Here is a 23056-nt window from a genome sequence, read left to right as displayed (position 1 = left end):
TATTTTTATGATGAAAATGCCCGTATAGGGCGGAAAAGCGGCGTTATGGTTCCGTATTTCCCGACGAGTTGCAAACGTCTATTGAGAAAGATAAGCATTGATATGCAAAGCAGGTAGTAAAGGCAGGTAAGAGAAATGAATAAATGAGAGGTGACACGCCGTCCTGAGGATTCAGAACGGCGAATTCGTTACAGACGACCGGTGTAGTAATAACGGACGAATTTGAGCAGTTTCAGCTGGCGACGCAAACGGCTTGGCTGTGAAATCAGGCGGTAAAGCCACTCCAGCCCCAGGTTTTGCCAGATTTTTGGCGCCCGTTTAACGTGTCCGGTGAAAACATCATAGGTGCCTCCGACGCCCATATAGAGCGCATCCGGATGAACCAGACGGCAATCACGCATCAGGATTTCCTGTTTTGGCGAGCCCATCGCCACTGTGACAATCGCTGCCCCGCTGTTTCTGACGCGCTCGAATAAAGCGCCACGCTGCTCAGGGGTAAAGTAACCATTCTGGCTGCCGACGATGTTCACGTTCCACTGCGCACGCAGCTTTTCTTCCGTTTGTGCCAGAACTTCAGGTTTGCCGCCAATCAGAAACACTGGCGTGCCTTCACGACCGGCGCGCTCCATCAGACCTTCCCAGAGATCGGCACCGGCAATACGCGAAACCTGCGCCTGCGGGTATTTACGGCGGATAGCCCGCACCATGCTGATGCCATCGGCATATTTGTATTCCGCGCGGCCAATCAGTTCGCGCATTTCCGGATTACTTTCGACGGTCAGCACTTTCTCGGCATTCATCGCCACCAGCGCACCGGTTTTCACTTTGTGTCCGGCAAAAAGGTAATCGAGAAAATGCGCCATATTTCGAAAGCCCCAAAGGCGGATCCCGCGGATGTCGTATTGCGGAACGTTATTCTCCAGATTCATGACTCTTCCTTACTGCCAGCGGCTCCATGAGGGTTTTTCTGCGGGGTATTTTGGCACGTATCAGCCCGGCTGCGTCAAACATCCAGTACAACAATTTGGCGACCACCAGACATGCGCCGAAAACGACACAGAAAAAGACCACCCGTGAGAAGAAGGAATCCACCCCTTCACGGGCCAGCACAATCATATTAAAGACCGCACCGAAGCAAAAACTTTGCAGGATGGCGGCTTTGTAGCGGTTAGTGTCTGCTTTGCCTTTTTCGTACAACCAGTCAAACCATTTAATGATCATACCCACGGCTACCGCACCCAGCGGGATAAACCACACGCCGCCCATCACGACCAGCGAACCAATCAGCGTCGGCGAAATCGCCAGACCGGAATGGTTATCCAGCACATCCCAGGTGAAATAGTTAGCTGTGTTGAGCACCACGCCCGGGCGATCGTGCCACAGCCAGCTCGGGATAAAGACATAGAAGTCGCGCACAATCGGCGCCAGTCCCTGGAAACTGATTTTGTCGTAGTTTTGCAGCAACAGCCCCAGATTCTCCCACGGCGAGAAGGTATCGCGCGTCAGATAAAGGAACGTATAAATGGCTTCCGGACCGCTGACATTCAGACCGTAGCGTTTAAGCGCCAGCCAGAACATCCCGATGATACCCAGCACGCCCGCCACCGCCAGCATCCATAAGCTGATCCAGCCACGAACAATGCCGATAAACAGAAACAGGGCGAACGCGATAATGATATTGGCACGGGTTCCGCCGACGATCACATACGTCAGGAAACCAAAGGCTACCGTACTGGCGAGGAAAAACAGCCAGCGCCGCACGTCGGGCTTGAGGAAAAAAACCACCAGCATGGCCGGAATAAAGAAGTAGAAGAAGCGCTTGAGCGCCACGCCGGAAACATCGCTGGAAAAGATCTGGCTGTAAGATTTGAGCTTAAACAGCAAAAAGCCGTTATGCATAAAGAAGACAGAGACCGTCACCACCGCAATCAACGCCAGCAGCATCCAGGTCAGATGGGTTTCCACCCGGTTCATGGTAAACAGCGGGCGCGAGGGGCCGTCACGTTTTTTCTTCAGCCGTGTTTTGTAGCTGACATAGTAAATGCCATAGAAGCAGGTGGCTGCCAGCATGGCCTGCAACAGGTTTTCGACCGGCACCACTTTCACGTCAAACTGGAAAACCAGCAAACAGGTCAGCGGGAAGCCGAAGTAGAATGTCAGCAGGTAGAGCAGCGAAAACAAGACGTTAAAGTTGAAACGCACGCGGCGAAACTCTTTATACGTCAGCGTCAGAATAAACAGCAGCGAGAACGCATACACCAATGACAAGCCACCGAGCTGTGTCAGCGTCATGATGCCTCTCCCGCCGCCAGCAGCAGTGCCTGCTGCCAGCCCGCAATATAATTCGGATTAAAGAAGGCGATATTTTCGCGGTCGGCGTTAAGCAACTGACGGCGAGCTTCCGCCACCGTCCGGGCATCCAGCACATCACCATAAAACAGCACTGGCAGATGCTGCTCCGCCAGATCCTGCCAGAACGGATTCTGACGGCTGACCACAAAGGGCACGCCGAACTGGATTAACAGACACTGCGTCCCAATACCCTGCTGGCGGTCGAAAATAAAATACCCCAAAGAACAGCGGCGCAGCACGTTGAGATAGTCGTCAAAGGCCATCGCGCCGGTCATCAGTTCAATGTTTTCAGGCGCAAACAGCTTTAACGCTTCACTGCGAACCTGTTCGATGTACGCGTCATTATTGGCCGGATAGCCCATCGGGATAATCACCCGGATATCAGCGCCGAACTGCTGACGCAACGAACGCAACGCTTCAATATGGCGGTTAGTACGGTCGCCGGAGTTGCCCACCAGGACCGTCATCGGCCCTTCCGGCTCAGGCAGATCCGCAGGCTGCGTCAGCGCCGGATACATCCGCGTCGGGAAATAAAGCAACGAAGACGGTACGCGGGGGTGGCGCTGATGGAAATGGATCAGGTCTCCGCGGGTGGCGAAAACATGTCCGATACGACTCTGCGCCAGACGACGCATCAGATAGAACAGACGGAATTTCAGACCGCCCGCCGATTCATAAAGATCTGCGCCCCAGATATGCCAGCTGACCTGCCGCGCTTTAATTTTGCCCGTCAGCATTGCCATCCAGAGCGTCGGATTAAACTGCCCGTGGAAGAAAAAGTGATGCGTCCGGTCCTGCGCGCGGGAAATCACCGCCGCCGCCAGCGTTTTTTTATCCGGATAAACGCGAATATCCAGACGCGTGAATTCAGCAAATGCCGAAGCATCCGCCGCCGCGACCATAAAATGACAAATCAGCTTTTCTGGCGCGCATTCGGCCAGTACATCATTAAAAAAGCGCAGTACGGTGACATTATGGTGGGGAATGTCAGAGCCCAGAACGTGAATCAGCGTTGTCATGCTCGTCTACGATAGATAACAAATACGGTGCAACACAGGGTGAAATAGACGATGTAGGTCGCCATATAGGCCTGCGCAGCGCCAAGAGAACCGTGTATCGGGATCAGCCAGTGAGAAAACCCTGTCAGTAACGCGAACTGGCTGATTTCAGTCAGCACGTAAAAGCGCAATGACGCTCTGGCGATCACCAGATACCCAAAAACATACGAGCCGACTTTCAATACATCGCCGACCAATTGCCAGGCGAACAAATCGCGCATCGCAATAAATTGTTTTGAAAAGAGCAACCAGATGGCGAAGTCGCGCAGCAGCCAGACGGTAAAACTGACCGCGGCCACGGCAGGTAAAACGAATTTTAGCGATTTCACTATCTCGCGCGTGACGTCACGTTTGTCAGTCAGGCGCGATAACGTCGGTAACAGATACACGCTGAAAGAGGCGGTAATGAATTGCAGATAGGCATCGGAAATACTGCTGACACCTTGCCAGATCCCCACATCTTTCCAGCTGTAATGCTCCGCCAGCAGATTTCGCATCATCACATACGCCACCGGCAAGGTAACGGAGGTGATCAGCGCCATCAGCGTAAATTTGCCCAGATGGCTGGCGATAAAGCGATCCCAGCCCGGCTTTAAATAGTGCAGCGGAAAGGATTTTCGCCGCCATAACATGCCGCCCGCAGGCAGTATCACCAGCGCAGGCACCAGCGCCAGCCCGGCCAGTGCGCCTTCATAGCCGCCCAGTTTGAAGCACAACAAATAGGCCAGAAGACCCATCAGGCTGCCGCCGATCACCGCCAGCGCGTTGCCCATGGCATCGCGGTAGCCTTTCAGTATCGCCTGAAAATAGTTGGCGTAGGCGATGCCCATCTGAATAAAAGCCACAAAGCGAACCACCGCCTGATAGCGGTCATGACCGAACAGCGCGATACTCACCGGTCCGGCTGCCAGCAGAAAAACAGCCGCCAGCACCGTCGAGAAGCCTAAAATCATCGTGGAAGATGTTCCGAGAACGGCTTTGAGCCGCTCCGGGTTTTCATGATGCTCGGCAACGTATTTGGTGACACCGTTGAAAATGCCAGCGCCGGATAGCACCCCCAGCACGGTCACCAGCTGGCGGAAATTCCCCGCCTGCCCGACACCATCAGGTCCGAAAGCCACCGCCAGCAGTTTCACCACCAGCAGCCCGGCACCGATCTTAATCAGCGTGGAGCCGGCGGTCCAGACTGACGCTTTTGCCAGCGACATGTCAGGCGAAGTATTGCAGCATGGCCGCAATTACCGTGCGCTGCGTGTCATCGGTCATGTTGTAGAACAACGGCAGACGCACCAGACGTTCGCTTTCTTTTGTCGTGAAAGAGTCCACGCCGGAGAAACGGCCAAAATCTTCACCCGCCGGACAGGCGTGTAGCGGGATGTAATGGAAGACCGTCAGGATATCCGCTGCTTTCATATGACGAATAAACGCGTCGCGGTCTTCGATATCGTTCAGACGAACATAGAACATGTGGGCGTTTTGCACGCAATCTTGCGGAACTGAAGGCAGCTGAACACGCCCCGCATCAGCCAGATCCTGCAACGCTTCGTAGTACTGGTTCCAGATGCTCAGACGACGCTGGTTAATCTTTTCAGCGGCATCCAGATTTCCCCACAGATACGCTGCCTGTAAGTCAGACATCAGATAACTGGAGCCGATATCGCGCCAGGTGTATTTATCCACCTGCCCGCGGAAGAACTGGCTGCGGTTAGTGCCTTTTTCACGGATGATTTCAGCGCGATCAATCAGCGCCGGATCGTTAATCAGCGTTGCTCCGCCTTCGCCACCCGCGGTGTAATTTTTGGTTTCGTGGAAACTGAAACAACCGATGTGACCGATAGTGCCCAGCGCCTTGCCTTTGTAGGTCGACATCACGCCCTGCGCTGCGTCTTCCACCACAAACAGATGATGTTTTTCGGCCAGCGCCATAATGGTGTCCATCTCACAGGCCACACCCGCGTAATGCACCGGAACAATGACTTTGGTTTTTTCAGTGATGGCGGCTTCAATCAGGGTTTCGTCGATGTTCATGGTATCCGGACGGACATCCACAAAAACGATTTTGGCGCCACGCAGCACAAACGCATTGGCGGTAGAAACAAAGGTGAAGCTCGGCATGATCACTTCGTCGCCAGGCTGGATGTCGAGCAATAAAGCCGCCATTTCCAGAGACGCGGTACAGGAAGGGGTCAGCAATACTTTCAGGCAGTTAAAACGTTGTTCGAACCATTTCTGGCAGCGCAGGGTGAATCCGCCGTCGCCACAGAGTTTGCCGCTGCTCATCGCCTCGCGCATGAAATCAATTTCAGTACCCACAATCGGTGGCGCATTAAAAGGGATCATCGTTTCACCTGTACAACCAGTATGCCGTGCGGGTGACTTTGCCACCGCTGGCGAGATAAAGATTCAAGGCCGCGAGGTTGCCGGTTTGCGTGGCGACATACAATCGCGTCACGCCCTGCTCAGCACACCATTTTTTCGCAGCCGCCATTAACTTTTTGCCCGCTCCCTGCCCCTGACACTCAGGTCTGACAGCCAGCAGGCCAATTCTGACTTCATCTTCGGACACACGTCGCAGGGTGACGAATCCCAGTCCGTTACCCTGTTCATCATCAGCCCACAGGCAAAGATGATCAAAGGTGCCGAGGACGGCTTTTTCCGCCCACATCGCGTAAAAACGTGCGCTGTCATCCGGCTGATACCAGGGCGCACGAAAACGGCTGAGGCGAAATGCCTGACGGGCAATGGAGACAACGTCGGCGATGTCCTCCGGTGCTGCGAGACGTCCCGCAGGCAGGGAAATATCCTGCGGACCAACGGCGATCCCTACATCCGTTTCGCCTTCTGCCAGCCGGAACCCCAAAGCCGCAAGGGCATCGAGATCCTGTATCTGCGAGGCATCCACTTTTGCCTGCACCAGCGCATAGCCGTCAAGCGCCTGCGATGTGATGTCAGTCGCTGCGGCGTCCGGTGTCAGTCGCGCGCTTTTCAGCCGGAAGAATTCACTCTCCCAGATGAGCGGTTCAAGCACGCCGCGCAACGACAGGTTTATCGCCATACGCCTTTGGTATCCACAACCCAGGATTGCCGGATCTGATCGGCAGGGATCGCTTTGAAAGGAGCGTGATCAACCAGCATCACCAGCAGATCGGCTTCTTTCAGCGCACGATCAAGGGGTTGCAGCGTGACGCTGGCGGCAATTGAGGCCGGAAGCTGATGGACGTTAGGTTCAACTGCCCAGGTCTCTCCGGCATGCCAGTCGGCAATCAGGTGAGTGACTTCCACTGCCGGACTTTCGCGCAGGTCGTCGATATTGGGTTTAAACGCCAGGCCGAAGCAGGCGATTTTGATGTCTGCCGCGCGCTTGCCGGTCACGGTGAGGCAATCTGCCAGCGCCGCTTTGACCCGATCCACAACCCAGTGCGGTTTGCTGTCGTTCACTTCACGCGCCGTGCGGATCATCCGCGCCAGCTCAGGGTTTTGCGCCACGATAAACCACGGGTCAACCGCGATACAGTGGCCGCCGACGCCCGGACCGGGTTGTAAAATATTCACGCGCGGATGGCGGTTCGCCAGACTGATCAGTTCCCAGACGTTAATCCCCTGCGCATCGCAAATCAGCGATAACTCGTTCGCAAAGGCAATATTCACGTCACGGAAACTGTTCTCGGTCAGTTTGCACATTTCGGCGGTACGGGAATTGGTAATAACGCATTCCCCTTCGAGGAAAACGTTGTACAAATCGCTGGCACGCTGCGAACAAACGGCGGTCATGCCGCCAATCACGCGGTCATTTTTAATCAGCTCAACCATCACCTGCCCCGGCAAAACACGTTCCGGACAGTAGGCAATATTGATATCAGACTGCTCACCGGCCTGCTGCGGGAAACTCAGGTCAGGGCGGGCGTCTGCCAGCCACTGTGCCATCTGCTCCGTCGCGCCAACCGGCGAAGTGGATTCCAGAATAATCAGATCGCCTTTCTTCAGAACCGGTGCCAGCGAACGGGCAGCGGATTCGACGAATTTCATATCCGGCAGATGGTCGCCTTTAAATGGCGTCGGCACCGCAATCAGGAAAGCGTCGGCAGGTTCAGGCTGTGTGACTGCACGCAGGAAACCGTCGTCAACCGCACGCTTTACCAGCACATCGAGATCCGGCTCAACAATGTGAATAGCCCCGCGGTTAATCGTCTCCACGGCGTGCTGACTGATATCTACGCCCACCACCTTTTTCTGGCGGGAGGCAAAAGCGGCGGCGGTAGGTAAACCGATGTAACCCAGGCCGATAACAGAAATAGTGTTAAAACTCACTGTGATACCCAATGATTTTTCAAAGCGTCAAGAATGTGGCGACAGGCATGCCCGTCACCGTAAGGATTGTGCGCCCGGCTCATGCTGTTGTATTCGTTTTCATCGTTGAGCAGGCGATTCACTTCCTCTACTATTTTAGCGGGATCTGTCCCCACCAGCCGCACCGTTCCGGCATCTACCGCTTCCGGACGTTCCGTGGTTTCGCGCATCACCAGCACCGGTTTACCCAGCGACGGCGCTTCTTCCTGCACACCACCGGAATCGGTGAGGATCAGATACGCTTTATCCATCAGATAAACAAACGGCAGATAGTCCTGCGGATCAATCAGAACAATATTATCAATGCCTTGCAGAATGCGGTTTACCGGTTCACTGACGTTCGGATTGAGATGCACCGGGTAAACAATTTGTACGTCCGGATGCCGGAGGGCAATATCAGCCAGTGCCGAGCAGATCCGCTCGAAACCGCCGCCGAAACTTTCACGGCGATGGCCGGTGACCAGGATCAGCTTTTTAGCGGCATCAAGAAACGGATAGCTATCTGCCAGTTGCTGAGCCAGCGACGCATCACTGCTAAAGCGGTCGCGCACCCACAACAGCGCATCAATCACGGTATTGCCGGTGACAAAAATGCCCTGCGGGGAAATATTTTCCTGCTGCAAATTTTCGCGGGCATTTTCCGTCGGTGCGAAATGCCATTTAGCCAGATGCCCCGTCAGCAGGCGGTTGCCTTCTTCCGGCCAGGGTGAAGAGAGATCACCGGTACGCAATCCGGCCTCAACATGACCGACAGGGATCTGGTGATAAAACGCGGCGAGACTTGCCGACAAGGTGGTGGTCGTATCACCATGTACCAACACCACATCAGGCTGGAATTCATCGAGAACGGGTTTCAGCCCGGTCAGGATGCGGCTGGTAATTTCAGTCAGCCCCTGCCCCGGTTTCATGATATTAAGATCATAATCCGGTGTAATTTCAAAGAGGCGTAATACCTGGTCGAGCATTTCACGGTGCTGAGCCGTGACACAAACTTTGGATTCAAATGCCGCATCCTGCGACAAAGCGAGCACCAGCGGAGCCATTTTAATGGCCTCCGGACGGGTGCCGAAAATCGTCAACACTTTCACAATGTGTTTCTCTTATTTTTACGGCGAGTCAGAGCCACACCAGCTCCGATGAGACCACCGACAATGCCCCACATAATCATCAGTAATACCCTGCGGGGACTGTCACGTTTTACTGGCTCTTCCGGTGTTCTCAGATAACGATAAGTCTGGAATTTCGCGGTGAGCGTAGGGCCGACATTCAGCGTTGAAAGCATCGCGCGGTTCTGATCGTAATCAAGATCAAACCCCGGGCCTGAAGCCTGTAATAATTCCAGACGCGCTTTCAACATCGGTACGCCCAGCAGGAACATATCAGAATCTGGCAGCTCTTCGGCTGGCGTATCGGTCACGCTTTTATTGATATTTTGCTGCTGAGCTATCTTGAGTGCCTGTTCGGTATTATTGGCCGTGCGGGCGAAAACCGCCTGCGCCACAGCTTCCTGACGCTTTACCTGGGCTTTCATGGACTGGGTACGCGCGGCCCATGCGCCTTCCAGCTCATCATATAAATGCTGTGCCGCACGCTGGCTGGCAAAATCAACATACTGACGCAACAGCTTGTTGGCGTCTGGTGCGTCTTCCGCCGTCAGCTTAACAATGTCATTCGGGACTTTTGCCGCATCACGCGCAGTAAACTGAATGTCGTTAATCAGCTCATCAAGCAGAACGGCATCGGCACGCGGGTCATTTTCCTGACGCTGCTTGTAATAAGCGCTTTGCAGCCAGAAATCGCGACGAGTGTCGTACGCCGCCAGTTGCATCACAAACTCGTTATACGCTTCATCGGAAATCGCCGGACGGATGACGTCCGATTGCGGCGCATTGCGGATATCTAAATTGCGCAGGAACTGTGCCTGGGAGAAATAGGAGGACAGATTGTTCACGGTCGGACGATCGGTGATCGCCGTAGAACTCCACTCCTGTTTCATCAGATAAGACGAACCCAGAGCCACCAAAGCAAACAGTATCGCCAGGCCAGCAATCCAGAATTTACCTTTCCATAGCGTGCAGCACAGGCCGCGAATATCGAGTTCATTCTCGATGTCGTGTTCGTTCTGGTTTCTGATCATTTCTGGTTTATCCACAGCTGGTATGCCCCTGCTTAAAAATATGTTTAATGAGCGGTCAAGCGACGAATACGTCTTTTCATTCGTTTAATAAGTCGCGCGACTTTCCAAGCTCGTTTTATACAAACCCCGTAGAGCAGGAACGCGAAGAAGAACAACACTAACATCGCCCATTCGGGTACAAAGGAGAGATGCTCTCCGATAACGCCAACAGCCGCCAGTATCGCGGCAGCCAAAGTAATCAAAACAAAAGCCTGACGAGAAGTAAAACCGGCGCGCATGATCAAATGATGAATGTGCTGGCGATCGGCTGAGAACGGGCTCATTCCCTTACGCAGACGGCGGTACATAATAGCAATCATATCCATCAGCGGAATGGCGATAATCCACAGCGCGGTGACCGGGTTCATCGGATGTGATTCCCCTTGCGTACTTTGCAAGAGGACCCAAATTACCGTGAAACCTATCAGCGTACTGCCTGCATCACCCATAAAGACTTTGTAACGTGGCCCCAGAATGCCAAGGTTTAACAGGATATAGGGCAGCGTCGCGGCAATCATGGCAAAGCACCACAGCGCCAGTTCCATATGCCCGCTGTCATACATGATGATGCCTAATGAGCCAAAGCTGACACAAGACAGGCCGCCCAGTAATCCGTCGATACCATCGACCATATTAAAGGCATTGATGGCCGCCCATACGGCAAACAGGGTGATGAGATAACCAAATGGCCCAAGCAGCATTTCCCAGGGACCAATAAGATGTCCTAGATTTCGTAAGGTAAGGTTGGCAAAGCTCATCATCAGGACCGCGACCGCAGCCTGCACAAGCGCGCGAACTTTGACGCTGATGTCATATCTGTCGTCCAGCGCACCAACAAGCACCAGCAGACCTGCACAAGCCAGATAAAGCGAAGCGTGGGGAATACGATAATCCGTGATCAAAAAGGTGAAGCAAATTCCTGCATAGACAGAAATTCCGCCGACCAGAGGTATCATGCCCTGATGACGTTTACGAAAGTTGGGTCTGTCAACCAAGCCGACAATATTCGCCATCTTCCGGATAACGAATAAAAAGAGGAATGAAAATACAAAAACACTGGCTAGCTCAGTACTCATATTGAGTAAATTCACAGTTAAGAGATCTCTTCTGCAAAAATAAGGTGCGGGGGATCGAAAACATCATAAACCTCACAGCCTTAAATCATATCCTATGGTGACAGTTATGGTTTGGTCTCGGGCAAGACCTTATCTGCTGCCATTTCCCGGTCAGTCAACCGACAAAGTAATGAAAGGGCATCTGAAAAACCATCAGCTATTATCCGAATAGTCTGACAATCTTCCCAAAAGTAGCATTATGGTAGCTACCAAAAGCAAAAAACGCCACGACTGAGCGTGGCGTTAGACTGAGTTTTACACCAAATTACGAACGTTTCATCATGTCGAAGAAGTCGTCATTGGTTTTGGTCATGGCGAGCTTGTTAATGAGGAATTCCATCGCATCAATCTCACCCATTGGGTGAATGATTTTGCGCAGGATCCACATTTTTTGCAGCTCTTCAGACGTGGTCAGCAGCTCTTCTTTACGCGTACCTGAGCGGTTGTAGTCAATCGCAGGGAATACACGTTTCTCAGCGATTTTACGCGCCAGATGCAGTTCCATGTTGCCGGTACCTTTGAATTCTTCATAGATAACTTCATCCATTTTAGAACCGGTATCGACCAGCGCCGTAGCGATGATGGTCAGGCTTCCGCCCTCTTCCACGTTACGTGCAGCACCGAAGAAACGTTTTGGACGGTGCAGGGCGTTAGCGTCCACACCACCGGTCAGGACTTTACCTGACGCTGGAACCACGGTGTTGTAGGCACGCGCCAGACGGGTGATGGAGTCCAGCAAGATAATAACGTCTTTCTTATGCTCAACCAGACGCTTCGCCTTCTCGATAACCATTTCGGCTACCTGAACGTGACGGGATGCCGGTTCGTCAAAGGTAGAAGCGATAACTTCGCCTTTTACCAGACGTTGCATCTCGGTCACTTCTTCCGGACGTTCGTCAATGAGCAGAACCATCAGTACGCAATCAGGATGGTTGTACGCGATGCTGGTAGCGATATTTTGCAGCAGCATGGTTTTACCGGCTTTCGGCGGTGCAACAATCAGACCACGTTGGCCACGGCCAATCGGAGACGCTAAGTCGAGTACGCGAGCGGTCAAATCTTCTGTTGAACCGTTACCACGTTCCATACGCAGACGTGAGTTTGCATGCAGAGGGGTTAAGTTTTCGAACAGGATTTTGCTGCGGGCGTTTTCTGGTTTGTCGTAGTTAACTTCGTTAACTTTCAACAGGGCAAAATAGCGTTCACCTTCTTTAGGTGGGCGGATTTTACCGGAAATGGTGTCGCCAGTGCGAAGGTTGAAGCGGCGGATTTGGCTCGGTGATACGTAGATGTCGTCGGGGCCTGCGAGGTAGGAACTATCTCCGGAGCGGAGGAAACCAAATCCATCCTGCAATATCTCCAGTACGCCATCACCGAAGATGTCTTCTCCGCTTTTCGCATGCTGCTTCAATATTGAAAAGATAATGTCTTGCTTGCGCATGCGGGCCTGGTTTTCCAGTCCCATATTTTCGCCGAGTGCAATCAGGTCAGAGACCGGCGTATTCTTTAATTCGGTAAGATTCATAATGGTGGGTTCTTAAACTCGGGGTATGTCTCGAACATCTGTCGTGAATGGGTATGGCAGGGTCATCCGTGCCTGTTTGTTGTACGACACTTAAATAACAGCCCAGAAATCCAGCCGCAGGTAGTCGCTCGCGGGCGATTCTTGAGGGGTAATGCTGATATTGAAGGTGTCTTAAAGCCGATTTTGTCAAAACCGTTAGATGGTCAAGCACAGTGCCAGTTCAATTTAATTATTATTCAAAGAAACTTTATAGGCAGATGTTTTTGACACAACAGAGTAAAACGTAAGAATCAAACTACAGGTAAGCTCTATTTGCAGTAAGCGTAAACTTAGCACGCTTCTTGACAGGCGTCTAGCGGACAATGTGAAAAACACGGCAGCCCGCTAAACACCTGGCTTGGGTCATCCCGACCGATTACAGATTAGCTGTTAAGAACTCTTTCAGCTGACCTTTCGACAGTGCGCCAACTTTAGTTGCTGCGACTTCGCCGCCTTTAAATAACAGCAGGGTAGGAATACCACGGATGCCGTATTTAGGTGCAGTACCTGGGTTTTCATCGATATTCAGTTTTGCGATGGTCAGCTTGCCTTCGAACTCAGTGGCAATTTCATCCAGAATCGGAGCGATCATTTTGCATGGTCCGCACCACTCTGCCCAAAAATCGACCAGCACCAGCCCTTCGGCTTTCAATACGTCATTGTCGAAACTGTCATCGGTCAGGTGAATAATTTTATCGCTCATGTTTACTCCAAAGGATTATCTTTACCTTGTTGATGTCGCATTAACCAACATCAGGTTGACTTTATTTCACCGGATACGCTTTCGTAAAGCAATAGTTAGCTGATATTCTACCACACTATGAGCAAAACACACTTGACCGAACAGAAGTTTTCCGACTTCGCCCTGCACCCGCTGGCAGTAGAAGCCCTTGAAAAGAAAGGGTTCCATTACTGTACGCCAATTCAGGCATTGGCATTGCCGATCACGCTCGCTGGGCGTGATGTTGCAGGTCAGGCGCAAACCGGTACCGGCAAGACGCTGGCTTTTCTAGCGTCTACTTTCCATTATCTGCTTTCTCACCCTGCTGCGGAAGGTCGTCAGACTAACCAGCCGCGTGCCTTGATCATGGCGCCTACGCGTGAACTCGCTGTGCAGATCCACTCCGACGCCGAAGCATTATCTGAATCTACCGGACTGAAATTAGGTCTGGCCTATGGCGGCGACGGTTACGACAAACAGCTTAAAGTGCTGGAAAGCGGCGTGGACATCCTTATCGGAACCACTGGCCGTTTAATCGATTACACCAAACAGAACCACATCGACCTGGGCGCGATTCAGGTGGTGGTACTGGATGAAGCAGACCGTATGTTCGATCTGGGCTTCATCAAAGATATCCGCTGGATATTCCGCCGGATGCCGCCTGCGACTCAACGTCTGAACATGCTGTTCTCAGCAACCCTTTCCTATCGAGTGAAAGAGCTGGCGTTCGAAAACATGAACAATGCCGAGTCGATTGAGATCGAACCGGAACAAAAAACAGGGCACCGCATTCAGGAAGAGCTTTTCTATCCTTCGAATGAAGAAAAAATGCGTCTGTTACAGACATTAATCGAAGAAGAATGGCCAGATCGCTGCATTATTTTCGCAAACACCAAACATCGCTGTGAAGACGTCTGGGGCCATCTGGCTGCCGATGGTCATCGCGTTGGCTTGCTGACCGGCGACGTCCCGCAGAAAAAACGTCTGCGCGTTCTGGAAGATTTCACTAACGGCACGCTGGATATTCTGGTCGCGACTGACGTTGCTGCCCGTGGTTTGCACATTCCTGCCGTAACGCACGTCTTTAACTATGACCTGCCTGACGACTGTGAAGACTACGTTCACCGCATTGGCCGTACTGGTCGCGCGGGTCTCAGCGGTCATTCTATCAGCCTGGCGTGTGAAGAATATGCCCTGAATCTGCCGGCGATTGAAACCTATACCGGCCACAGCATTCCGGTCAGTAAATACAACAGCGATGCGCTGTTAGCTGATTTGCCTCCTGCAAAACGTCTTGCCCGCTCGCGTACCGGTAACGGCCCGCGTCGCAACAGCAATTCGTCTTCACGTCGCAGCAGTGCACCACGTAGCAACCGTAAACGTCCGGGCTGATAACCTATGCTAAGTTCCACCTCACTGTATGCAGCGATTGATCTGGGCTCTAACAGCTTTCACATGCTGGTTGTTCGTGAGGTGGCAGGCAGTATCCAGACCCTCGCCAGAATTAAACGCAAAGTGCGTCTGGCTGCCGGTCTGGATAAACAAAACCTGCTTTCTCAGGATGCTATGCAGCGTGGCTGGCAATGCCTGAAGCTATTTTCTGAAAGATTGCAGGATATCCCCCGTGACCAAATCCGCGTCGTTGCCACCGCAACGCTGCGACTGGCCAGCAATGCCGATGAATTTCTGGGTAAAGCACAGGAAATCCTCGGCTGTCCGATTCAGGTCATCTCGGGTGAAGAAGAAGCGCGTCTGATTTATCACGGCGTTGCCCATACGACGGGCGGCCCGGATAAACGTCTGGTAGTTGATATTGGCGGCGGCAGCACGGAGCTGGTCACCGGTGTCGGCGCACAGGCCACCACGCTGTTCAGTCTTTCAATGGGCTGCGTGACCTGGCTTGAGCGCTATTTTACCGACCGCAATCTGGCCAAAGAGAACTTCGATCAGGCTGAACAGGCGGCGATCGATATGATCCTTCCCGTAGCGCCTGAACTGATTGCTAATGGCTGGCAGATTTGCGTCGGGGCTTCCGGTACCGTGCAGGCCTTGCAGGAAATCATGGTCGCTCAGGGCATGGATGAACGCATCACGCTGCCTAAACTTCAGCAACTCAAACAGCGCGCCATTCAGTGCGGCAAACTGGAAGAGCTGGAAATTGAAGGCCTGACCCTCGAACGTGCGCTGGTTTTCCCAAGCGGACTGTCCATTCTGATCGCCATTTTCAAAACGCTGAACATCGAAATGATGACTCTGGCAGGCGGTGCGCTGCGTGAAGGTCTGGTCTACGGCATGCTGCATTTGCCTATTGAACAGGATATTCGCCAGCGTACGCTGCGAAATCTGCAACGCCGTTATCTGCTCGATAATGAGCAGGCAGAACGTGTGGCGCAACTGGCAGAAAACTTTTCGTTGCAGGTGGCACAGGAATGGAAACTGGATCCCCGTGCCCGTGATTTACTCAACAGCGCTTGTCTTATCCACGAGATCGGACTGAGCGTCGATTTCAAAAAAGCGCCACATCACGCTGCGTATCTGATCCGTCATCTGGATTTGCCGGGCTTCACGCCCGCGCAAAAAAAGCTGCTGGCGACGCTTTTGCAAAATCAGAATGGCACGCTGGATTTACCGCTGCTTAATGAACAAAACGCCGTTCCGCCGCGTCAGGCGCAGCGTCTTTGCCGCATTATGCGACTGGCAATTATCTTTGCCAGCCGTCGCCGCGACGACACATTGCCTGCGGTACGTTTACGTGCCAATGATGATGAGCTGAGTGTGATTGTGCCGCAGGGCTGGCTGGAGCAACATCCGCTGCGCGCTGAAGAGTTAGAGCAGGAAAGCCACTGGCAGAGTTATGTCCACTGGCCGCTGTTTGTTGAAGAGCAGTAACCTGCTGGTCTGATAAATCATCACCAAACAGCAGAGCCTGATTTATCAGCCTCTGCTTTTTTTGTGATTAATGCTTAATTGCCGCTTTTGGCTTTCGCCAGCTGTTCGCGGATTTTTTCCAGATGGCTTTGCCCTTTCACCATGCGTTCCTGCGCACTCACCACCTTGCGTTCACTTTCCCACGCCAGATCGTCTTGCGGTAACTCCAGCAGGAAGCGGCTCGGCTCGGGGCGGATCAGCTCGCCGTACTGGCGGCGTTCGCGGCAAAGGGTAAACGTCAGCTCTTTTTGCGCGCGGGTAATGCCCACGTAGGCCAGACGTCGCTCTTCATCCACGTTATCTTCGTCGATACTGCTCTGATGCGGTAAAAGCCCCTCTTCCATGCCGACCAGATAGACATACGGAAACTCCAGCCCTTTCGAGGCATGCAGCGTCATCAGCTGAACCTGATCCAGCTCTTCGTCGTTCTCGCCGCGTTCCATCATGTCGCGCAGGGTAAAGCGCGTGACCACCTGAGTGAGCGTCATTGGCTCATCCAGATCAGTGCCTTCGAGCATTTCCGTCATCCAGCTGAACAGCTGATTAACGTTTTTCATGCGCATTTCCGCCGCTTTAGGGCTCGGCGAGGTTTCGAACAACCAGCTTTCGTAATCAACACCGTGGATCAAATCTCTTACGGCAGCGACCGGTTCACGTTCTGCCAGTTCGGAAATATTGCCCATCCAGTGTGTGAAGCGTTGCAGGGATTCCAGCCCGCGCCCCGTCAGAGACTGGCTCAGCCCCATGTCAAAACTGGCTTTGAACAGCCCTTTGTTACGCTGATTCGCCCACTCGCCCAGCTTCTGCAATGTCGCGGCACCGATTTCACGGCGTGGCGTATTCACAATGCGCAGGAAGGCGCTGTCGTCATCCGGATTGGTCAGCACGCGCAGATACGCCAGCAGATCTTTGATTTCCGGGCGAGAGAAGAAGGAAGTGCCGCCAGAAATCCGGTACGGGATGCGGTTCTGCATCAGCATTTTTTCAAACAGGCGTGACTGGTGGTTACCGCGATACAAAATCGCGTAATCGCCATACGCCGTTTTATTGATGAAGTGATGCGCAATCAGCTCACCCACGACGCGTTCTGCTTCATGGTCTTCATTATTCGCCGTCACCACTTTCAGCGATTCGCCATAAGCCAGTTCAGAGAACAGACGTTTCTCGAACACATGCGGATTGTTGGCGATCAGAATGTTGGCGGCTTTGAGGATCCGTTGCGTGGAACGGTAGTTCTGCTCCAGCTTAATGACCTGCAACTGCGGGAAATCTTCTTTCAGCAGCACCAGGTTTTGCGGACGCGCGCCACGCCAGGAGTAAATTGACTGGTCATCGTCGCCCACCACGGTGAAACGTGCACGGTTACCGACCAGTAATTTCACCATCATGTACTGGCTGGTGTTGGTGTCCTGATATTCATCGACCAGCAGATAACGCAGCTTGTTCTGCCAGCGCTCACGTACTTCTTCATTTTTCTGCAACAGCAGGGTCGGCAGCAGGATCAGGTCATCAAAATCGAGAATATTACAGGCACGCATGTGGTCGTGATAAAGGCTGTAGCAGTGCGCGAAGATCTGATCGCGCTCCGAACGTGCCAGACCGGCGGCATGAGAGGGATCAACCAGATCGTTTTTCCAGTTGGAGATCGTCGAAACCAGCTGCTGCAGCAACGTCTTGTCGTTCTCCAGCCATTTCTCACTCAGCTCTTTGAGCAGCGCCAGCTGGTCCTGATCATCAAATAAGGAGAAGTTTGATTTCATTCCCAGCGCGGCAAATTCTCGTTTGATGATTTCCAGCCCGAGCGTATGGAACGTCGCAATCAGCAAGCCCCGCGCTTCTTTGCGTCCGAGGGTTTGCCCGACACGCTCTTTCATTTCACGCGCCGCTTTATTGGTAAAGGTGACGGCCGCAATGTGACGTGCCTGATAGCCACATTCACGGATCAGGTGTGCGATTTTATTGGTGATAACACGGGTTTTACCGGAGCCAGCCCCCGCCAGAACCAGGCAGGGTCCGGTGACGAATTCGACGGCGGTTTGTTGGCTGGGGTTTAATCGCATGGCGTATTTTTGCTCACCTGATAGACAAGGACGGCGATTGTAGCAGAAACGCCGTCTGAGATTGACTGGCTTTACAGCGCAATTTCTTATCCCGGAACGCAGGCCGGATTCCACTCAGGTGGTTGCAGATGTTACATTACGCGTCTGGAAACACTCTCGCAAAAAAGGTCTTATCATGGCAAAAACTGCCGCAGCAATGCATATCCTGGTCAAGGAAGAAGCACAGGCGCTTGATCTTCTTGAACAACTCAAGAACGGTGGCGATTTCGAAAAACTGGCTAAGAAGCATTCTACCTGTCCGTCAGGTAAGAAAGGCGGCCATTTAGGTGAGTTCAAGCAAGGCGCAATGGTGCCGGCTTTCGATAAAGTGGTTTTCTCTGCACCACTGATCGAGCCACAAGGCCCGCTGCACACCCAGTTCGGTTACCACATCATTAAGATTTTGTACCGCAACTAAGTTCTGCCTCTGCCAGAACCAAAAAGAAAGGGCACCGCATTTTCATGCAGTGCCCTTTTTGTTTATCTTCCGAAAACCCTAAATAATTCGAGTTGCAGGAAAGCGGCAGGCGCCCATGCAGCTTGAAGGATGACGGGTTTAACTTGCTACGGCGATACGCTTCATATCAGTCATATAGCCACGCAGAGTGCGGCCGATAGACTCGATTGAATGGTTACGAATCGCTTCGTTAACATCACGCAGCTGCGCGTTATCAACCTGCGTTTCAGCAACAGATTTACCCAAATCGCCCGCCTGCAGAGTGGTCATAAACTCTTTCAGCAATGGTACAGCGGCGTTAGCGAACAGGTAGTTACCGTATTCAGCAGTATCAGAGATAACCACGTTCATTTCGTACAGACGCTTACGTGCAACAGTGTTGGCGATCAGCGGCAGCTCGTGCAGTGATTCGTAGTAAGCAGATTCTTCGATAATGCCTGAAGCGACCATGGTTTCGAATGCCAGTTCAACACCCGCTTTCACCATCGCAATCATCACAACACCGTGGTCGAAGTATTCCTGCTCGGAAATTTTGCCGTCGAACTGTGGTGCATTTTCGAACGCGGTTGCGCCCGTTTCTTCACGCCAGGTCAACAGATTTTTGTCGTCGTTCGCCCAGTCAGCCATCATGCCGCTGGAGAATTCGCCGGAGATGATGTCGTCCATGTGTTTCTGGAACAGTGGCGCCATGATCTCTTTCAGTTGTTCGGACAGCGCGTAAGCACGCAGTTTCGCCGGGTTGGACAGTCTGTCCATCATCAGCGTGATGCCGCCTTGTTTCAGCGCTTCGGTGATAGTTTCCCAGCCGAACTGCAGCAGTTTTTCTGCGTAAGCTTCATCAACGCCGTCAGCGACCAGTTTGTCGAAGCACAGCAGAGAACCCGCCTGCAACATACCGCACAGGATAGTCTGCTCGCCCATCAGGTCTGATTTCACTTCAGCAACGAAGGAAGATTGCAGAACACCCGCACGGTGGCCGCCGGTTGCTGCTGCCCAGGCTTTTGCAATCGCCATGCCTTCGCCTTTCGGGTCGTTTTCCGGGTGAACCGCGATAAGCGTCGGTACGCCGAAACCACGTTTGTATTCTTCACGTACTTCAGTACCCGGGCATTTCGGCGCGACCATCACCACGGTGATGTCTTTACGGATTTGTTCGCCGACTTCAACGATGTTGAAACCGTGGGAATAGCCCAGGGTTGCGCCATCTTTCATCAGAGGCTGAACCGCTTTAACCACAGCACTGTGCTGCTTGTCCGGCGTCAGGTTAACCACCAGATCGGCCTGCGGGATCAGTTCTTCGTAGGTGCCCACTTTAAAGCCGTTTTCGGTCGCTTTACGCCATGAAGCACGCTTCTCAGCAATCGCTTCTGCACGCAGGGTGTAGGACACATCCAGACCGGAATCACGCATGTTCAGACCCTGGTTCAGGCCCTGTGCACCACAGCCTACAATCACCACTTTTTTACCTTTGAGGTAGCTGGCTTCGTCTGCGAATTCATCGCGACCCATGAAGCGGCATTTGCCCAGTTGTGCCAGCTGCTGACGCAGGTTCAGTGTGTTGAAATAGTTAGCCATGTATTGCTCCGTTCTATCGAGGTAAGTGCTGTTATTTTTTGTTTCACCGGTGAGCTGGTGAACGCCGTGAATTCACTATATGCCATGTGACACATTGCTTAAATTGATATATTACGAAGATGACGTTGCAGATTATGCAATATACTTAGCCTGTCATCTGTGAAACCAAAGAGCCGGATATTCTTTATGGACTTACGTGATCTGAAACTGTTTTTACATCTGGCGGAAAGCCGCCATTTTGGGCGTTCGTCGAAGGCGATGCATGTCAGCCCTTCCACGTTATCGCGCCAGATACAACGGCTGGAAGAGGAACTCGGTCAGCCGTTATTTCAGCGAGATAACCGCACGGTGCAGCTGACCAGTGCGGGCGAACAACTCAAAAACTTTGCCCAGCAGACGCTGCTGCATTACCAGCAACTGCGCAGCGGGTTAGATCAGCATGGCCCGACGCTGAGCGGCGAGCTGCATTTGTTCTGCTCGGTGACGGCTGCCTACAGCCATCTGCCGCCAATCCTCGACCGCTTTCGTGCGCAGCATCCGCTGGTCGAAATCAAACTGACCACCGGCGATGCTGCCGACGCGGTGGAAAAAGTTCAGTCCACCGAAGCAGACCTGGGGATTGCCGGTCGTCCGGAAAGTTTGCCGGGCAGCGTCGATTTCACGCAGATCGGCGAAATTCCGATGATCTTGATTTCCCCTTCCCTGCCTTGCGCGGTTCGTACACAAGTCAGCGAACCGCATCCTGACTGGTCACAAATCCCGTTCATCCTGCCGGAACATGGCCCGGCACGAAAACGCATCGACGTGTGGTTCAAACGCAACCGTCTGAGCAATCCGCTGATTTACGCCACGGTGTCCGGCCATGAAGCCATTGTGTCGATGGTCGCGCTTGGTTGCGGCATCGCGCTCATTCCGTCGGTGGTGGTCGATAACAGCCCGGAACCGGTGCGCAACCGTATTTCTATTCTGGATAACGTCACGCTCGGCGCGCCGCTGGAACTGGGCGTTTGCGTGCAGAAAAAACGTCTGAACGAACCGCTGATCGACGCATTCTGGCAATTGCTTTAAGCATTCGACGGATAAAAAACGGGGCACTTTTAAGGTGCCCCGTTGGTTTCTAGCCCGCTAAGAAGAAGCGGAACGCCGGATTATCACTTTCGTTGTGACAGTCATAACCCAGTGCCTTCAGGTTCTGCTCGAACTCCGGCTCTTGCTCATTCAGCTCAAACGCCGCCAGCACGCGACCAAAATCGGTGCCATGGCTGCGGTAATGGAACAGCGAAATATTCCAGTGCGTGCCCAGCGTATGCAGGAATTTCAGCAAAGCCCCCGGAGATTCCGGGAATTCAAAGCTGTAAAGCCGCTCGCGCAGAGGTTTGGTCGGACGCCCGCCCACCATGTAACGCACATGAAGTTTCGCCATTTCATCGTCGGACAGATCCACTACCTGATAACCGTCGTGATTCAGTTCGTCGATGATTTCCTGACGCTCTGCGTGACCGTGCGTCAGACGCACGCCCACAAAGATGCAGGCGTTTTCCGCATCGGCATAACGGTAGTTGAACTCCGTCACCGAACGGCCACCCAGCAACTGACAGAACTTCAGGAAGCTGCCTTTGCGCTCAGGAATAGTCACCGCCAGCAGCGCTTCGCGTTGCTCACCCAGCTCGCAGCGTTCTGACACATAACGCAGACCATGGAAATTCACGTTCGCGCCGGAAAGCACATGCGCCAGGCGCTCGCCCTGAATGTTGTGCTGCTGCACGTATTTCTTCAGCCCTGCCAGCGCCAGCGCGCCGGAAGGTTCAGCAATTGCACGCACATCTTCGAATAAATCTTTCACGGCCGCGCAGATGGAATCGCTGTCGACGGTGATCACGTCATCCAGATATTCGCGGCACAAACGGAAGGTTTCGTTACCGATACGCTTCACGGCCACGCCTTCTGCGAACAACCCGACACGCGCCAGATCAACCGGTTCACCGGCATCCAGCGCAGCCCGCAGGCAGGCAGAATCTTCGGCTTCAACGCCGATCACCTGAATTTGCGGCATCAGCTGCTTGATCAGCACCGCTACACCGGCAGCCAGACCACCGCCGCCGACGGGTACGAATACGCGATCGAGATGCGCATCCTGTTGCAGCAGTTCCATCGCCAGCGTGCCCTGTCCGGCAATCACCGCCGGATGGTCGAACGGCGGCACAAAGGTCATGCCTTGCTGCTGTGACAACTCGATAGCTTTGCCTTTCGCTTCGTCAAAGTTGGCGCCGTACAGCAACACTTCGCCGCCAAAATTACGCACCGCATCCACTTTGATATCTGCGGTCGCGACCGGCATCACAATCAGAGATTTGATGCCTTTTTTGGTGGCTGAAAGCGCCACGCCCTGCGCGTGATTGCCCGCTGATGCCGTGACGACACCGCGCGCGGCCTCGTCTTCGGTCAGGCCGGCGATCATCGAATATGCACCGCGCAGCTTAAAACTGTGAACGGCCTGGCGGTCCTCCCTCTTCACCAGAATGGTGTTACCCAGCCGGGAAGAGATCTTTTCCATGACCTGCAAAGGCGTAACCTGTGCGACTTCATAAACCGGCGCACGCAGCACGGCACGCAGATATTCTGCGCCGCACGGCTGGTCGGGTAGAGGTTGTGATACCGCCATGG

19 protein-coding genes are annotated in these 23056 nt (G+C 53.2%); 4 read left to right on the top strand and 15 right to left on the bottom strand.

Annotation, left to right across the window (positions count from 1 at the left end):
• Positions 1 to 188: 188 nt before the first annotated feature.
• The 12 genes from wecG to trxA all read right to left on the bottom strand — a co-directional run bounded on the left by wecG (position 189) and on the right by trxA (position 13315).
• Positions 189 to 929 (bottom strand): lipopolysaccharide N-acetylmannosaminouronosyltransferase, encoded by a 741-nt coding sequence (gene wecG / locus D6C13_RS20220; protein WP_120134460.1) that lies wholly within the window; start codon positions 927 to 929, stop codon positions 189 to 191.
• Positions 913 to 2292: an ECA oligosaccharide polymerase gene (gene wzyE, locus D6C13_RS20215; RefSeq protein ID WP_120134459.1), complete on the bottom strand. Its 1380-nt coding sequence runs from the start codon at positions 2290 to 2292 to the stop codon at positions 913 to 915. Before wzyE ends, wecG begins: the two co-directional genes overlap by 17 nt.
• The gene (locus D6C13_RS20210) at positions 2289 to 3371 is read right to left on the bottom strand and encodes a TDP-N-acetylfucosamine:lipid II N-acetylfucosaminyltransferase (protein WP_120134458.1); all 1083 of its coding nucleotides are present in this window, start codon (positions 3369 to 3371) and stop codon (positions 2289 to 2291) included. The genes wzyE and D6C13_RS20210 overlap by 4 nt, the downstream gene beginning before the upstream one ends.
• Positions 3368 to 4618: a lipid III flippase WzxE gene (gene wzxE / locus D6C13_RS20205; protein ID WP_120134457.1), complete on the bottom strand. Its 1251-nt coding sequence runs from the start codon at positions 4616 to 4618 to the stop codon at positions 3368 to 3370. The genes D6C13_RS20210 and wzxE overlap by 4 nt, the downstream gene beginning before the upstream one ends.
• 1 nt (position 4619) lies before the next feature.
• Positions 4620 to 5750 (bottom strand): dTDP-4-amino-4,6-dideoxygalactose transaminase, encoded by a 1131-nt coding sequence (gene rffA / locus D6C13_RS20200; protein ID WP_120134456.1) that lies wholly within the window; start codon positions 5748 to 5750, stop codon positions 4620 to 4622.
• A gap of 4 nt (positions 5751 to 5754) precedes the next feature.
• Entirely contained in the window at positions 5755 to 6465 is a 711-nt protein-coding gene (gene rffC / locus D6C13_RS20195) for a dTDP-4-amino-4,6-dideoxy-D-galactose acyltransferase (RefSeq protein WP_208642922.1), read from the bottom strand.
• Positions 6456 to 7718 carry a UDP-N-acetyl-D-mannosamine dehydrogenase gene (wecC, locus tag D6C13_RS20190; protein WP_120134454.1) on the bottom strand — a complete coding sequence of 421 codons (1263 nt, stop codon included), beginning with the start codon at positions 7716 to 7718 and terminating at the stop codon, positions 6456 to 6458. The genes rffC and wecC overlap by 10 nt, the downstream gene beginning before the upstream one ends.
• Complete coding sequence (wecB, locus tag D6C13_RS20185; RefSeq protein ID WP_120134453.1) at positions 7715 to 8845, bottom strand: non-hydrolyzing UDP-N-acetylglucosamine 2-epimerase; 1131 nt, start codon at positions 8843 to 8845, stop codon at positions 7715 to 7717. The genes wecC and wecB overlap by 4 nt, the downstream gene beginning before the upstream one ends.
• Positions 8842 to 9894 carry an ECA polysaccharide chain length modulation protein gene (gene wzzE, locus D6C13_RS20180; RefSeq protein WP_120134493.1) on the bottom strand — a complete coding sequence of 351 codons (1053 nt, stop codon included), beginning with the start codon at positions 9892 to 9894 and terminating at the stop codon, positions 8842 to 8844. Before wzzE ends, wecB begins: the two co-directional genes overlap by 4 nt.
• A 44-nt stretch (positions 9895 to 9938) precedes the next feature.
• Positions 9939 to 11024 carry a UDP-N-acetylglucosamine--undecaprenyl-phosphate N-acetylglucosaminephosphotransferase gene (gene wecA / locus D6C13_RS20175; RefSeq protein ID WP_120134452.1) on the bottom strand — a complete coding sequence of 362 codons (1086 nt, stop codon included), beginning with the start codon at positions 11022 to 11024 and terminating at the stop codon, positions 9939 to 9941.
• A gap of 289 nt (positions 11025 to 11313) precedes the next feature.
• Positions 11314 to 12573, bottom strand: coding sequence for a transcription termination factor Rho (gene rho / locus D6C13_RS20170; RefSeq protein ID WP_013577536.1), 1260 nt, complete (start codon positions 12571 to 12573; stop codon positions 11314 to 11316).
• A gap of 415 nt (positions 12574 to 12988) precedes the next feature.
• Positions 12989 to 13315 carry a thioredoxin TrxA gene (gene trxA / locus D6C13_RS20165; protein ID WP_013577537.1) on the bottom strand — a complete coding sequence of 109 codons (327 nt, stop codon included), beginning with the start codon at positions 13313 to 13315 and terminating at the stop codon, positions 12989 to 12991.
• Between the two features lie 117 nt (positions 13316 to 13432).
• Between trxA and rhlB the strand changes: the two genes are divergently transcribed.
• Positions 13433 to 14725: an ATP-dependent RNA helicase RhlB gene (gene rhlB / locus D6C13_RS20160; RefSeq protein ID WP_120134451.1), complete on the top strand. Its 1293-nt coding sequence runs from the start codon at positions 13433 to 13435 to the stop codon at positions 14723 to 14725.
• Positions 14726 to 14731: 6 nt separating this feature from the next.
• Positions 14732 to 16222 carry a guanosine-5'-triphosphate,3'-diphosphate diphosphatase gene (gene gppA / locus D6C13_RS20155; protein WP_120134450.1) on the top strand — a complete coding sequence of 497 codons (1491 nt, stop codon included), beginning with the start codon at positions 14732 to 14734 and terminating at the stop codon, positions 16220 to 16222.
• A gap of 74 nt (positions 16223 to 16296) precedes the next feature.
• Here gppA and rep read toward each other — a convergent pair whose 3' ends face one another.
• Positions 16297 to 18321 (bottom strand): DNA helicase Rep, encoded by a 2025-nt coding sequence (rep, locus tag D6C13_RS20150; protein WP_120134449.1) that lies wholly within the window; start codon positions 18319 to 18321, stop codon positions 16297 to 16299.
• A gap of 175 nt (positions 18322 to 18496) precedes the next feature.
• Between rep and ppiC the strand changes: the two genes are divergently transcribed.
• A complete protein-coding gene (gene ppiC / locus D6C13_RS20145; RefSeq protein ID WP_015690589.1) occupies positions 18497 to 18778 on the top strand; it encodes a peptidylprolyl isomerase PpiC in 282 nt (93 codons plus the stop codon).
• Between the two features lie 138 nt (positions 18779 to 18916).
• Here ppiC and ilvC read toward each other — a convergent pair whose 3' ends face one another.
• Positions 18917 to 20392, bottom strand: coding sequence for a ketol-acid reductoisomerase (ilvC, locus tag D6C13_RS20140; RefSeq protein WP_120134448.1), 1476 nt, complete (start codon positions 20390 to 20392; stop codon positions 18917 to 18919).
• Between the two features lie 186 nt (positions 20393 to 20578).
• Between ilvC and ilvY the strand changes: the two genes are divergently transcribed.
• A complete protein-coding gene (gene ilvY / locus D6C13_RS20135; RefSeq protein WP_120134447.1) occupies positions 20579 to 21460 on the top strand; it encodes an HTH-type transcriptional activator IlvY in 882 nt (293 codons plus the stop codon).
• A 49-nt stretch (positions 21461 to 21509) separates the two neighbouring features.
• On the opposite strand, the gene ilvA is transcribed toward ilvY, so the two are convergent.
• On the bottom strand, positions 21510 to 23054 hold the full coding sequence (gene ilvA / locus D6C13_RS20130; RefSeq protein WP_120134446.1) for a threonine ammonia-lyase, biosynthetic: 1545 nt from the start codon (positions 23052 to 23054) through the stop codon (positions 21510 to 21512).
• Positions 23055 to 23056: the final 2 nt, after the last annotated feature.

The organism is Rahnella woolbedingensis (assembly GCF_003602095.1).
In the GTDB taxonomy this organism is placed as follows: Bacteria; Pseudomonadota; Gammaproteobacteria; order Enterobacterales; family Enterobacteriaceae; genus Rahnella; species Rahnella woolbedingensis.
This window is presented reverse-complemented; position numbering and strand designations above follow the sequence as displayed.